We start from the raw sequence: 13633 nt of genomic DNA, 5'->3' as shown, positions 1-13633 counted from the left end.
GTGAAGTGACTGCGGGTCACCGCACCCCGTGCGGGTGCAGGAAAGATACCGCCCGTTCGCACTCGTTTCCCGCTCAAGTCGCGGAGGTACTGTTGACGGTACGAACTTCAGGACGTCCGCAACGGTGCGGAGGAGCGGGGGTGTGCCGTGTCCTTCAAGGCGGAGTTCCTCGCAGAACTCGAGGATTGCCTGCGCGGCTACGGCGCGGTCCCGGTGAGCAATCCCGACGCACTCGCGTTGTTCATCGAGTTCGTGCGAGCCCTTCCGGCGAGTGACCAGAGGCTGCGTTGCCTCGAAGGTGTCGACCAGGGTTCCGGATCGTTCTGGAACAACCCGGCGGTGTGGTGGGAGCAGGTGCCGCGGTTCGGCGCGGGACTTCCCCGTTGCGGATCGGCGGAGTGCCGCAAACTGCTGGACGACATGCTCGACGAGGCGATCAGCGACGAGATCGACGTGCTCGAGATGGAGATCCGCGAACTGCCCAGCTGAGGCGCGAAAAGGTCCGGACATGCCTGCCGGCGCCGCCACCTGTTACGGCCACGGCGCCGGGGCTTCCAGCACTTATTTGACGGCGACGAGCGACTTGAACAATTCCCGATAGCGGTGGAGAGCCAGTCGCAGGTCCTCGGTCTGTGGATCACCGTTTCCCTCGAGCTGCTTGGTGAGGGAGCGGTGGCGCGTGTTCAGTTCCTCGAGCGCGCGGGTCACGAGGTCGTCGGCCTTGCGGACGGCGGCCTTCGGGTCGTCGACGAACTCGTACTGCACCGACTGCCACTCGTCCTCGAGCTTGCTGGACAGCTTCTGGTCGGTGCGCGGCTGGTCGGCGCGCTGCGACCCGGTGGGCTTCTGGTCGGTGCGGTGCTGCTCGCCGCGCTCGTGCTCGGTGCGCTGCGCTTCCGTGCGCTGGTGCTCGGTCCGCTGAGCCTCGGTCCGGTTCGCGTCCGTCCGGTTGGTGTCCGTCCGGCTTGAGTCCGTCCGGTTCGCGTCCGTCCGCTGGGCTTCAGTGCGCTGCGCGTCGGTCCGGTTCGCATCGGTGCGCTGGGCCTCGGTGCGCTGAGCGTCAGTCCGCTGGGCCTCAGTGCGCTGGGCCTCGGTTCGGTTCGCGTCAGTCCGTTCCGCGTCTGCGCGCTGCGTCTGCTGCGGGGTGCGGTCACCCTGCTGCGGACGAGCCGGAGTGGGAACCCCAGCGGCGTGGGTCGGTGCCTCAGACATCAGTCTTCTCCTTCCGCACGGTTTCCCTGTCCTTACGCGGCTCGGCGCCGTGTTCGAGCAGATCCGTGAAGAGTTCGCGGTAGTGCACCATCGCGGTGCGAAGGTCCTCGGTGCTGGCCTCGCCGATCTCCTGGCGCTCCGAGATGTCGTGCGCCTTGCGGTAGTGCTCCAAGGTCCGTGCGTGCTCGACCGACAGAACGCTCAGCTGCGCCTCGTAACCCTCGGTGGGGTAACCGCGCTCGGCCATCAGATCGGTCACGAGCCGGTCGGCGTCCGCGATCGCACTCTCCGGCGAGTCGACGAACTTCGCCTGCACGGTCGCCCAGTGCCGGCGGTAACTCTCCTGTGCCGTCTGGGAAAGCGGCTTCAGGTCGAACTCGCTGTGGCGGCTCTCCCGCTCGGCGAGCTCCTTCTCCGCGGCCGTTCTGCTGTCGCTGTCCGTGACCGCGCGGTCGTATTCAGGGCCGAAGCGGTCGCGCAGCTTCTTGCGCTGCATAGCGGGCCTCAGCACGAACGCGAGGACCGCCAGCACCACTAGAACCGCGACCACCAGGCCGATGATGGCGCCCGTTGACATGGAAAAACCTCCAAGACAGGCAAGAAAGACTCTGCTGTCCTGGAGGCTTCCCGTTCACTCACAAGGGAAACATCAACCCTTGATACAAACCACCTGCTTGAGCTTGGCGACCACCTCGACCAGGTCGGACTGGTTCGCCATCACGGTGTCGATGTTCTTGTACGCGCCCGGAATCTCGTCCACCACGCCGGAGTCCTTGCGGCACTCGACACCACTTGTCTGGGCGGCGAGATCCTTCGTCGTGAACGTCTTGCGGGCCTTGTTGCGCGACATCCGGCGGCCGGCGCCGTGCGACGCCGACTCGAACGAGTCGGGGTTCCCGAGCCCGCGCACGATGTACGAACCGGTGCCCATGGATCCCGGGATGATGCCCAGCTCACCACGTCCGGCGCGGATCGCACCCTTGCGCGTCACCAGAACGTCCTCGCCGAAGTGGTTCTCCTCCGACACATAGTTGTGGTGCGCCGAGATCGGCTCCTCGAAGGCGATCTGCGGGAACTCGCCGCGCAGCACGTCGCAGACCAGGCGCAGCATGACCGCGCGGTTGCGTCGCGCGTAGTCCTGCGCCCAGTACAGGTCGTGCCGGTACGCCGCCATCTCGGGCGTGCCCGAGAGGAACACGGCGAGGTCCGGGTCCGGCAGCTCGGCGTTGTGCGCGAGCGTGCGCGCCACCGCGATGTGGTGCTGCGCCAGTTCGTTGCCGATCCCACGCGACCCGGAGTGCAACATGACCCACACCCGCTGGTCGCCGTCCAGGCAGACCTCCAGGAAGTGGTTGCCGCCCCCGAGCGTGCCCATCTGGTGCAGCGCCTTGTCGGCGCGCGCCTTCACGACGGGCGTGAGGTCGTCGAACTTCCTCCAGAACGTGCCCCAGTCGGACGCGTCCCTCTCGGTGAACGCGGTCGCCTTGTGCTGACCGAAACCGACGGGGACCACGGCCTCCATGCGGGACCGCAAGCCGCGCAGTGTCTCCGGCAGGTCGTTGGCCGTGAGCGAGGTGCGCACGGCGGTCATGCCGCAGCCGATGTCCACGCCGACGGCCGCGGGAGAGACGGCGTCGCGCAACGCGATCACCGAACCCACCGTGGCGCCCTTGCCGTAGTGCACGTCGGGCATGACCGCGATGTGCTTGAACGCCCACGGCAGCGAGGAGATGTTCTGCAGCTGCCGCATGGCGAACTCCTCGACCTCGTCCGGTCGAGTCCACATGCGAATGTCCACGTTCTGGCCGCGGACCAGGGTTGCTGCCATGCCCACGAGGTTAGGCGGCGCTTCGCCCGTTCCACAAAAGAGTTTCCGCGCTCACGAACTCCCACGTGCCCTTGCGCACCTTGGCCTTGCGGAGGTCGCCGCCGATGTTCGTGACGAACGCCCGCACGGTCGGCAGGTCGTTGACGTCCGCGATGAGGATCGCCTTGTTCTGCAACGTGACGCTGCCGCCGCCGAGCTTCTCGCGTGCGACCGCGTCCTTGAGCAGGCCTTCGCGGACCTGCGTCGCGGTGATGCCGTCGACCTCGACCTGGACGGCGTCGACCTTCGGCGAGTTCGCGAGCAGGAAGCGGAACGTGAGCACCGACTCCTGCCGGAACTGCTTGCTGATCGTGGACGCGGTGTGGCGCAGGCTTTCCTCGTCGAGGGTGACGTCGAACTTGCGGGAGCGTTCGAACGTCGTCTGCTGCTGGTCACCTGACCAGAACACGCCGTCGAGCAGCGTCGAACGGGTCGTGAGGCCGCCGTTCGCGTGCACGACGGCGCGGACCTCGCGGTCGAACCTGACCAGTCTGTCCTGCAACCGAGGGTCGGCGGGGTCGGTGATGATCGCGGTGTTGTTCGTCGCGAAGATCTCCGGGCACGGCAGCGGTGCGCCCGCCGCCGTACCGGTGGAGACCGCGAACGCCAGTACCGACGTGACTGCCACGAGAAGATTTCGCATGGGGCACAACGTATTGGCGCGACGCGGTTCGGTACACCCCGTTCCACTCAGCGGGCTACGGCGCGTTTGTACTGGTGGTTGGCCAGCGGGACGAAGATCAGCAGGAAGACCACCACCCAGCCGAGCGACGCGAGCACCGGGTGCTGCAGCGGCCACACGTCCGGCGGCGTCTGCAGGGGAGAGGTGTTGCCGAACAGTTCGCGGGCGGCCAACGTGACGGCCGAGACCGGGTTCCACTCGGCGACGTGCCGCAGGCCCGCCGGCAGGTTCTCCGACTGCACGAACGTGTTCGCGATGTAGGTGATCGGGAAGATGAAGATGAAGCTGGCGTTGTTGAACACCTCGGGACTGCGCACCAGCAGCCCGATCCACGCCATCGCCCACGAGAACGCGTAGGCGAAGAGCAGCAGGATCCCGACCGCGGCGAGGGCCTCCAGCGGCGACGAGTGGATGCGCCAGCCGACGATCAGGCCGGTGGTCATCATGATGACGATGACCAGCGCGTTGTTGACCAGGTCGGAGGTGGTGCGGCCGACCAGGACGGCCGAGCGCGCCATCGGCAGCGAGCGGAACCTGTCGATGATGCCCTTGGTCATGTCCTCGGCGAGCCCGCTGCCGGTGATGGTGGCGCCGAACAACACCGTCTGCGCGAAGATGCCCGCCATCAGGAACTCGCGGTAGTCCATGCCGGGGATCTGGATCGAGCCGCCGAACACGTAGGCGAACAGCAGCACGAACATGATCGGCGCCGCGGTGGAGAACACCAGCAGGTCCGGCACGCGTTTGATCTTGATCAGGTTGCGCTTGGCGACGACCCCGCCGTCCGCGAGTGCCTGCAACAGCTTCACTTCTGTTCCCCCTGCACTGAGTCGTCCGCGACGTGACCGGTCAGAGAGAGGAACACGTCGTCGAGCGTCGGCCTGCGCAACCCGATGTCGAGGACCTTCACCGACTCGGCGTCCAGGCGCCGGATCGCCTCCATCAGCACGGAGGACCCGCCCGAGACCGGCACGGTGAGGTGGTTCTGGCGGTCGTCGGACTCGATCTGGCCGACGGCGAGACCTGCCAAAGTGGTGGCGGCGCTGCCGAGTTCGGCGGACGTGGCGACGGACAGTTCGAGACGTTCGCCGCCGACCTGGTCCTTGAGCTGGTCCGCGGTGCCCTCGGCGATCACCTTGCCGTGGTCGATCACGGCGATCTGGTCGGCGAGCCGGTCCGCCTCTTCGAGGTACTGGGTGGTGAGCAGCAGGGTCGTGCCGCCCTTGACCAGTTCCTCGATCACGTCCCACATGCCCAGCCGGGAGCGCGGATCGAGGCCCGTGGTCGGTTCGTCGAGGAACAGCACTGTCGGCTTCGCGACCAGCGCGCCCGCGAGGTCGAGCCTGCGCCGCATGCCGCCGGAGTAGCCCTTCACCGGACGGTCGGCGGCGTCCTCGAGATCGAAGCGGGCGAGCAGTTCGCGGGCTCGTTCCCGGCTTCTGGCGCGGCCGAGGTGGTACAGACGGCCGACCATGTCGAGGTTCTCGAACCCGGTGAGGTTGTCGTCGACGGCCGCGTACTGGCCGGAGAGCCCGATCTTCGTGCGGAGCTCGTCGGCCTGCTTGCGCACGTCGAGCCCGGCGACGCGCGCTGATCCCTCGTCGGCCTCGAGCAGCGTGGTGAACACCCGAACCGCCGTCGTCTTGCCGGCGCCGTTGGGACCCAGCAGGCCCGTGATGGTGCCCTCGGGCACGGTGAGGTCCAGGCCGTCGAGCGCGACGACCGATCCGTAGCGTTTGACCAGGCCTTCGGCCACGATCGCGTCTGTCATGGGGGCATCATGGCGCTGAGGTCCGACAATTTCGTCCGATTTATGACCGTGTCCAGGTGATTGACAGCCGCTCCGAACGTGAAAATACTTCAGAGCCATGGAACGCGTGTGCGTCATCGGTGCGGGCTCATCCGGCATCGCCGCATGTCAGGTGCTCGGTGCCCGCGGCATCGAGTTCGACTGCTTCGAGACCGGGTCGGAGATCGGCGGCAACTGGCGCTACCTCAACGACAACGGCATGTCGTCGGCCTATCGGTCCCTCCACATCAACACCTCGCGGCAGATGATGGAGTTCAAGTCCTTCCCGATGCCCGCGCGTCTGCCCGCCTATCCCTCGCACTTCCAGATCGCCGAGTACTTCGACGACTTCGTCAAGCACCACGGGTTCCGCGACCGCATCCGGTTCCGGATCGAGGTCACCTCGGTTTCCGTCGCACCAGGTGGCTATTCGGTCACCACGCGCGATCGCGATACGGGCGAGGAGGTTTCGGGTGTCTATGGTTCAGTAATCGTCGCGAACGGGCACCACTGGTCACCGCGGATGCCCGAACCCGCGTTTCCCGGCTCGTTCGACGGCGAACAGATGCACGCGCACTTCTACAAGACGCCCGAACGATTCGCGGACAAGAAGGTGCTGGTTCTCGGCATCGGCAATTCCGCCTGTGACATCGCGGTCGAGACCTCACGCGTCTCCGCGCGGACGTTTCTGGCGATGCGTCGAGGCGCGCACATCATGCCCAAGTACCTCTTCGGCATGCCGACCGATCACCTGACGACCTCACCGCTCGCCCGTTTCGCGCCCGCTTGGCTGCAGGCGCTGTCCGTGCGGGCGATGCTGCGGCTGGCGCGCGGCAAGCTCTCCGACTACGGCCTGCCCGAACCGTCGCACGGCATCCTCGCCGCGCACCCGACGGTGTCCGACGACCTGCTGACCCGGCTCGGGCACGGCGACATCACGGTGAAGCCGAACCTGACGCGGCTGGACGGGTCCGGGGTCGTGTTCGCGGACGGGTCCCGCGAGGACGTCGACGTGATCGTCTACTGCACCGGGTACAAGGTCGACTTCCCGTTCCTCTCCTCCGCCGAGTTCCCCGCCGTGTCGTCCGCGGACAACGAGGTGTCGCTCTACCGGCGGGTCGTGGATCCGGCACATCCCGGGCTCTACTTCCTCGGGCTGATCCAGCCGCTGGGCGCGATCATGCCGCTGGCCGAGGCGCAGTCCGAGTGGATCGCCGACCTGATCTCGGGGCGCGGGGCGCTGCCGCCGGTGCCGGAGATGAAGGCGGAGATCACCTCCTACCGGGAGACACTGCGGCGCCGGTACGTGAAGTCGAAGCGGCACACGCTGGAGGTCGACTTCCTCGGGTACCAGCGGGAGCTGCAGGAGGAACGGCGGGCCGGCGCCACTCGCCGCTGACTCGCCGCGCTGCCCTGCGCCGCCGCCCGCGATGTTGACCTTTGCAATGAGTCTTTTGACTTCGTCCGCAAACGTTTTTTGCATCCGGCGTGGGCAGGAAGCGATATATCAGGTCGTCGGCGGCCTGTGAGCTGGGCCTTGGCAATGAGTCTTTTGACGACGTCGTCAAAAGACTCATTGCCAAGGGTGCGAGGGGTGGTAAATGAGGGGTGAGGGGTTAGGCGGCGTGGGTACGGTCGGAGCGTGTCGTCGAGTGCTCAGGTGATCGTTCTCAACGGTGGGTCCAGCTCCGGCAAGTCGGGGGTCGCGCGGTGCCTGCAGGCGGTGTTGCCGGAGGCGTGGCTGGCGATCGGGGTCGACACGTTGATCGACGTGATGCCCGCGCGGTTGCGGCTCGGGTCGGAGGGGATCGGGTTCGCGGGCGACGGTGAGGTCAGCGTCGGGGCCGAGTTCCGGTTGCTGGAGGACGCGTGGATGAACGGCGTCGCGGCGATGGTGCGCGCGGGGGCGCGGGTGATCGTGGACGACGTGTTCCTCGGTGGGACCGAGTCACGGCGGCGGTGGGAGAAGGCGCTGGACGGGCTCGACGTGGTGTGGGTCGGCGTGCGGTGTGACGCCGCTGTCGCCGCCGGGCGCGAGCTTGCTCGAGGTGATCGGGTTGCCGGGATGGCCGAGGCGCAGGCTGAACTGGTGCATCGCGGGATGAGCTACGACGTCGAGGTCGACACCGCGAAGGCCGAGGCGGTCGAGTGCGCGAAGGTGATCGCCGCGCGGGTCGGGAACGTTCAGGGCCGAGGTGGGTCGTCGTTCGGGGCGCAGGAGCCGCCGCCCTGAGGCCAGCACGACGGGCCGGCGGTGATCGCCGGGGTCAGCTGGGCGGTCGACAGGATCGTCGCCAGATCCGTATCCAATACATTGCCCAGCTGGATTCGGCGGGCGAACACGCACGGCCAGACGTCGCCGGACGGTGAGATGGCGACGGCGCCGTGGCCGCAGCGGCCGCAGAGTTGGTCAAAGCCGGCCTGATCAAGGTCGGGTTGGTCGGAAATGGGCTGGTCAGAACTCGGTGAAGCGTTTGCGCCGCGGCCGACGCGGCGCAGCCGGTCGACGCCGACATCCGAGACACCCAGTGACGAGAGGTCGGCTTGGGCGGCGCGGGTGCGCTGGAGTCCGATGCGTTCGGACGAGCTGACATCGATGACGCCGGCGCGCAGCGGGATGTCTCGGCTCAGTGCCTCGGCGATGTTCGCGCGAGTGCGGGCGTGGCTGCCGCGCCGGCGGGTGATCGCCTCGTGCTGAGACGCCGTGTCGGAGTAGTAGCTCGTCGCCAGGCGCACGCCAGGACGGGAGAAGGTGTCCCACAGGCGTGGGCCGATGTGCACGAGATTGCTGAACACCTCGACCTCGAGTCCGGCGGTGAGTGCGCGGTCGACGAACTCGGGTAAATCGGGATGCAATGTCGGCTCTCCGCCGATGAACTGAATCGAGTGCGCGCCGAGTTCGGCGACGTCGTCGATGGTCCGGAACCAATCACGAGTTCTGAGCACGCCCTCGTTGCCGTGCGGTCCGGACTCCGCGTAGCAGTGCGTGCAGCTCAGCTGACATTTGCCGGTGATCTCAAGCCATGCGAAACGCAGGTCGGTCATGTCCCACTCCCCTGGACGACGCCGTGCGATAACCATCTTGCACCGGCGGGCCGCGAAAGGAGCTGTCGAATTCATTTAAACATCGGTCTGCTGTCGGAGTGGTGACATGTCACCGACACGAATACGGCGTGCGCCTCGCCGTATTGGTATTAACCGACTAATCAATCGCCGATCAGGAGCGTCTCATTAGGAGGCACGCGAAACCACTCCCGGAAGCGGGCTCCGGCAGCCTCTCGACGCAGGTCGTCCAGCACGCTGTGGGTCGACGAGCAGGTCGAACGTCTCGGGGACGCCGGGGAGAGATCCGGCCCGGCCACCCCACGTCCTCCCAACGAAAACGGGGCCGCCGACGTGAAGTCAGCGGCCCCGCTCATCCGACGATCTTTCAATGCACGCCGAGCACCCCGTCGATCCGGCGCGGAATGCCGAGCGGGTTCGCGTCCTGCAACTCGGCCGGCAGCAACGCGTCCGGCCACGACTGGTACGTCACCGGCGCGATCCAGCGGCGGATCGACGTGGCGCCCACCGACGTGTGCAGCGGGTTCGTCGTCGACGGCCACGGACCACCGTGGTGCTGACCCCACGCCACCGCGACACCGGTCGGCCACGCGTTGAAGATGATGCGACCCGCGACGTGCCGCAGGACCTCGGCGATCTCACCGGCCTCCGCGTGGTCCGACGCCTCCGCGTGCACCGTGCCGGTCAGCGTGCCCGGCAGCTTCGCCAGCACCGAGTGCAGTTCGGCGGGATCGGAGTAGGTCACGGCCAGGGCGGCCGGGCCGAAGTGCTCCTCCGTCAGCTTCTCGAGGTTCTCCTCGAACACCGACACCGGCACGCTGAACAGGCGCGGAGCCACGGCCCACGCCTCGTCCGGGCGCGTACCGGAGGACACGACGGTCACCAGGTCCGACGCGGCCAGCGCGTCCGTGGACGCCGTGTAGGAGTCGCACATCCGCTCGTTCAGCATCGCGCCGCCGGCAGTCGCCGCGACGGCCTCGCCCAGCGCGGGTACCAGCGCCTCGGGCGTGAAGACCAGACCGGGGTTGGTGCAGAACTGGCCGACGCCCATCGTCAGCGACGCCGCGAAACCGGCGGCGATGTCCTCGCGCCCGGCCGCGCCCGGCAGGATCACCGTCGGGTTGACGCTGCCCAGTTCGCCGTAGAACGGGATGGGGTCCGGCCGGCCCTGCGCCAGGTCGAACAGCGCCCGCCCGCCACCGGTCGACCCGGTGAAACCGACCGCGCGCACCGCAGAGTGCTTCACCAGCGCGACACCCGACTCGGTGCCGTACACGATGCCGAACACACCCTCGGGCGCACCGGCCTCGCGAAGAGCGTCCACCACGACCCGCGCGGTCTCGCGCGACGTCGACGGGTGCGCCGAATGTGCCTTCACCACAACGGAACAACCGGACGCCAGCGCGGAAGCCGTGTCACCGCCGGCGACCGAGAAGGCGAACGGGAAGTTCGACGCGGAGAACACCGCGACCGTCCCCAAAGGACGGAGAACGCGCCGCAGCACTGGACGCGGCGGGATGATGTCCGGGTTCGCCGTGTCCAAAGTGGCCTCGACGTAGCTGCCCTCGCGCAGCACCTCCGCGAACAACCGCAGCTGGTTCGTCGTGCGCTTGAGCTCGGTCGTCAGCCGCGGCACGCCCAGCGCCGTCTCGCCGTCCGCCGTCTCGACGAGCACCGACGACTCGGCGTCCAGCGCGTCCGCGACCTTCTCCAGCACCACGGCGCGATCCGCCGCCGGAACGACCGACCACGCCGAGAACGCGGTGGCCGCGGCGGTGGCGATCCGGTCCACCTCGCTGTCGGGGGTCTTCGCAACCGGTTCGCCGAACGGCTCACCGGTGCGCGGGTTGTATCCCTGAACGACGTGGCTCAACGCCCTGCCTCCTTGACTGCCGTGTCGAAATCGGGGCCACACCAGGCCCCGCCCACGTACCTCGCCGCGTACGACGAGGGATCGAGCTCACCGCCGTGCTGCTCCAGCACCGCGGCCGCGTACTCCTCGGAGTCGTCCTGCGGCTCATAGCCCAGAGCGCGGGCCTCGTCGAGCGAGAACCAGCCGCGCTTGTTGTCCGATACGCCCCACACGATCCGGAAACCGGGGGAGGGGAAGGAAAGAGCCGCCTCGAACAGGCGCGCGCCGTCGTCCGGCGACATCCACGTCGACAGCATCCGCACGTCACGCGGCTTCTCGAAGCACGAACCGATGCGGATCGCGATCACGTCCATGCCGTAGCGGTCGGCGTACAGCGACCCCAACGCCTCCAGCGCCACCTTGGACACGCCGTAGTAGGTGTCCGGGCGCGGGAACGCGTAGTCGCCCGCCTCGCCGTCAGCGCGTTCGACGTAGCCGACCGCGTGGTTCGAGCTGGCCAGGATCACCCGGCGAACTCCCTGGCGGCGCGCGGCTTCCAGCAGTGTGTGCGTGCCGTCGATGTTGACGCTCAGGATCTTCTCCCACGGCTCCTCGAGGCTGTGGCCACCGAGGTGGATCACCGCGTCGACGTCCTTGAGCGCCGCTTCCATCGCGGCCATGTCGGTCACCGACGCCTCGACGAGTTCGACGTTCTCGCCGTCGGCGGCCGCGGGAAGCTCCGCGATGTCCAGCAGCCGCAGGACACGGCCCTCCGCCGCGAGGCGGGTACGCATGAGCGTGCCCACCCCGCCGCCGGCGCCGGTGATCAGGATGCGTGCGGTCACGGGTTGGAGCCCTCCGTCTTGTTCAGGTGTGTCGGCAAAGCTCAGCGACCGAACTGGCGGAGGAGTTCGGTGATCTGCCGGGCGGCGTCGAGCAGAGCGGAGATGACCTGCCGCTCGTGCTCGGGGTCCAGTCTGCCCAGTGGAACCGAACAACTCATAGCGTCCAGAACGGGATTTCGGTAAGGCAACGCCACCGCGAAACAGCCCAGCCCGGGCGTGTTCTCCTCGCGTTCGTGCGCGTAGCCGACGTTCCGGAACCCGGCGAGCTGCTCGTGCAGCGCCGCCCGATCGATCACGGTGTTCGGCGTCAGTGGTGCCAGCTCGGCCGGAAGGATCAGGTCGACCTCCTCCGGCGTGCGCGTCGAGAGCACCGCCTTGCCCAGCGACGTCGAGTGCGCGGGCAGCCGGCGGCCGACGCGCGAGACGACCCGCAGGTGGTGCTCGGACTCGCGGCTCGCCAGGTAGACGACGTCCGCGCCGTCCAAACGGGCAAGGTGGACGGTCTCGTTGATGTCCTGACGGACCTGCTCCATCACGCGGATCGCCGCGCGCACAACGGGGTCGTGGTCCAAATAGGACGTACCGACGAGCAGTGCGCGCACACCGATGCCGTAGGTGCCGCGGTCCGCGTCGACCTCGACCCAGCCGCGCGCCACCAGCGTCTGCAACAACATGTAGAGGCTGGACTTGGGATAGCTGAGTTCGCGGTGCAGCTCCGTGAGCGTGAGCCTGCGGTCCGACGCGGACAGCACCTCAAGCAACTCCACCGTGCGGTCGGCGGACTTCACCGCACCGGGACGAGCTGTGCCCTTGCCGATCGGCGACGCCACCTGAAGCCTCCTCGAAACAGGGAAGAAACTTTCCCTTGACACGTTGCTGTGCTGATTCTTACAGTCCTGACTCAGGTTCACAAGTACGACCCACGTTCACATACATGAACACGAAGGGCTCCGACGATGCGCCGTAGAACAGCCACCACGATCGCCACGCTTGGCGTGGCAGCGTTGCTCGCAGGATGTGGCAGCGGTGGCACCACGGCGACGTCGTCCAAGGACCCGAACAAGCCTCTCGAAGTGTGGACCCGCTCGACCGAGGCGACCGCGAAGGTCTACGAGAAGATCTTCAAGTCGTTCACCGAGAAGACCGGTGTGCAGGTCGACTACAAGCCGATCTTCAACGACTTCGACAAGCAGGTGCAGCAGCGCGCCGCGTCGAAGGACCTCCCCGACGTCGTCGTCACCGACACCGGCTCGCTCGGCAACTTCGTCAAGCAGGGCTGGACCACCGAGGTGAACCGCGACGACATCGCGGGCAGCGGCGACATCGTCGACCGCGCGTGGAACAACGGGAAGGGCGCGGACGGCAAGTTCTACGCCATCCCCTACTCCACCCAGGCGATGGTCACGCTGATCCGCAAGGACTGGCGCGAGAAGCTCGGCAAGCCGGTCCCCACGACGTGGGAGGAGCTCGACGACCTCGCGAAGGCCTTCACCTTCAACGACCCCGACGGCAACGGGCAGAACGACACCTACGGCATGCTCGTGCCGGGCACGACCGACCGCGGCTACCTCGCGTGGTGGGCGGCCAGCTACATCTGGCAGGGCGGCGGCGACATCCTCGAGGACGAGGGCGACGGCAAGTTCCGCGTCGGCATCGACTCGCCGGAGTCGACCAAGGCCGTCGAACGGCTGCGCAAGCTCTTCTGCGAGGACAAGGTCATGCAGCCCGGCTCGCTGACCCTGGGCACGAACGACGCGCACCCGCTGTTCGAGTCGGGCAAGAGCGGCATCTACCTCACCGGCCCGTACATGATCGGCCGCTTCGACAAGTCGGTCGGCAAGGACAAGTACGAGGTCATCGCCTCCCCGAAGGGCCCGGCAGGCGCCACGGTGCTCGGTGAGGGCGAGAACATCTACCAGATGGCCGGCTCCGCGAAGACCGCCGACCAGAAGAAGCTCGCCGAGTACCTGATCACGCCAGAGGCGCAGCAGGCCGGCATGAAGGGCGACCCGCAGCCGGTCGTGCGCCTGCCCGTCAACAAGACCGTCGACGTCAACGCGACGTACAAGGACCCGCGGTGGGCGACCGTGGCGGGCGTGTACTCCAGCGAGGCGCGGCCGTTCCCCAGCGTTCCGAACTTCGCGCCGTTCCGGCAGAAGACCTCGGAGACCCTGAACTCCATCTTCGCGAAGTGCCCCGCTGACTCCTCAGCCGAGCTGAAGACGCTCGCGGAAGCACTGAAGAAGGAGCTCGAGAACCAGAAGGCGTCGAAGTGACGGCAGTTCAGTCACTCGGCGACACCCGAGACGTGGGCTCGACGGCT

At 67.5% G+C, this 13633-nt stretch carries 14 protein-coding genes; 4 read left to right on the top strand and 10 right to left on the bottom strand.

Annotated features, from left to right (window positions below):
* Nucleotides 1-147: 147 nt before the first annotated feature.
* Entirely contained in the window at nt 148-489 is a 342-nt protein-coding gene (locus OG205_RS21560; protein ID WP_093599595.1) for a hypothetical protein, read from the top strand.
* A gap of 72 nt (nt 490-561) precedes the next feature.
* On the opposite strand, the gene OG205_RS21555 is transcribed toward OG205_RS21560, so the two are convergent.
* The 6 genes from OG205_RS21555 to OG205_RS21530 all read right to left on the bottom strand — a co-directional run bounded on the left by OG205_RS21555 (nt 562) and on the right by OG205_RS21530 (nt 5532).
* Nucleotides 562-1212: a hypothetical protein gene (locus tag OG205_RS21555; protein ID WP_330278027.1), complete on the bottom strand. Its 651-nt coding sequence runs from the start codon at nt 1210-1212 to the stop codon at nt 562-564.
* Nucleotides 1205-1789, bottom strand: a complete 585-nt coding sequence (locus OG205_RS21550) for a hypothetical protein (RefSeq protein WP_330278026.1) — start codon at nt 1787-1789, stop codon at nt 1205-1207. The genes OG205_RS21555 and OG205_RS21550 overlap by 8 nt, the downstream gene beginning before the upstream one ends.
* Before the next feature lie 72 nt (nt 1790-1861).
* A complete protein-coding gene (locus OG205_RS21545; protein ID WP_330278025.1) occupies nt 1862-3040 on the bottom strand; it encodes an RtcB family protein in 1179 nt (392 codons plus the stop codon).
* Nucleotides 3041-3050: 10 nt separating this feature from the next.
* Nucleotides 3051-3722 carry a hypothetical protein gene (locus tag OG205_RS21540; protein WP_330278024.1) on the bottom strand — a complete coding sequence of 224 codons (672 nt, stop codon included), beginning with the start codon at nt 3720-3722 and terminating at the stop codon, nt 3051-3053.
* Between the two features lie 47 nt (nt 3723-3769).
* Entirely contained in the window at nt 3770-4570 is an 801-nt protein-coding gene (locus OG205_RS21535; protein ID WP_330278023.1) for an ABC transporter permease, read from the bottom strand.
* Nucleotides 4567-5532: an ATP-binding cassette domain-containing protein gene (locus OG205_RS21530; protein WP_330278022.1), complete on the bottom strand. Its 966-nt coding sequence runs from the start codon at nt 5530-5532 to the stop codon at nt 4567-4569. Before OG205_RS21530 ends, OG205_RS21535 begins: the two co-directional genes overlap by 4 nt.
* A 97-nt stretch (nt 5533-5629) precedes the next feature.
* Here OG205_RS21530 and OG205_RS21525 point away from each other — a divergent pair, with 97 nt between their 5' ends.
* A complete protein-coding gene (locus OG205_RS21525) occupies nt 5630-6949 on the top strand; it encodes an NAD(P)-binding domain-containing protein (RefSeq protein ID WP_330278021.1) in 1320 nt (439 codons plus the stop codon).
* 243 nt (nt 6950-7192) lie between these two features.
* Nucleotides 7193-7783, top strand: coding sequence for a chloramphenicol phosphotransferase CPT (gene cpt / locus OG205_RS21520; protein WP_330278020.1), 591 nt, complete (start codon nt 7193-7195; stop codon nt 7781-7783).
* On the opposite strand, the gene OG205_RS21515 is transcribed toward cpt, so the two are convergent.
* The 4 genes from OG205_RS21515 to OG205_RS21500 form a co-directional block, all read right to left on the bottom strand.
* A complete protein-coding gene (locus OG205_RS21515; protein WP_330278019.1) occupies nt 7735-8595 on the bottom strand; it encodes a radical SAM/SPASM domain-containing protein in 861 nt (286 codons plus the stop codon). The two genes, cpt and OG205_RS21515, sit on opposite strands and share 49 nt — an antisense overlap.
* Before the next feature lie 385 nt (nt 8596-8980).
* On the bottom strand, nt 8981-10486 hold the full coding sequence (locus OG205_RS21510; RefSeq protein ID WP_330278018.1) for an aldehyde dehydrogenase (NADP(+)): 1506 nt from the start codon (nt 10484-10486) through the stop codon (nt 8981-8983).
* Nucleotides 10483-11310, bottom strand: a complete 828-nt coding sequence (locus tag OG205_RS21505; protein WP_319978254.1) for an NAD-dependent epimerase/dehydratase family protein — start codon at nt 11308-11310, stop codon at nt 10483-10485. Before OG205_RS21505 ends, OG205_RS21510 begins: the two co-directional genes overlap by 4 nt.
* Nucleotides 11311-11351: 41 nt before the next feature.
* On the bottom strand, nt 11352-12140 hold the full coding sequence (locus OG205_RS21500) for an IclR family transcriptional regulator (protein WP_319978253.1): 789 nt from the start codon (nt 12138-12140) through the stop codon (nt 11352-11354).
* A 126-nt stretch (nt 12141-12266) separates the two neighbouring features.
* Here OG205_RS21500 and OG205_RS21495 point away from each other — a divergent pair, with 126 nt between their 5' ends.
* Nucleotides 12267-13586, top strand: a complete 1320-nt coding sequence (locus OG205_RS21495) for a sugar ABC transporter substrate-binding protein (protein WP_330278017.1) — start codon at nt 12267-12269, stop codon at nt 13584-13586.
* The last annotated feature ends 47 nt before the right edge of the window (nt 13587-13633 follow it).

Source organism: Lentzea sp. NBC_00516 (assembly GCF_036346835.1).
Lineage (GTDB): Bacteria > Actinomycetota > Actinomycetes > Mycobacteriales > Pseudonocardiaceae > Lentzea > Lentzea sokolovensis.
The sequence above is the reverse complement of the archived record's forward strand: the minus strand, read 5'-3'. Positions and strand labels throughout refer to the sequence as shown.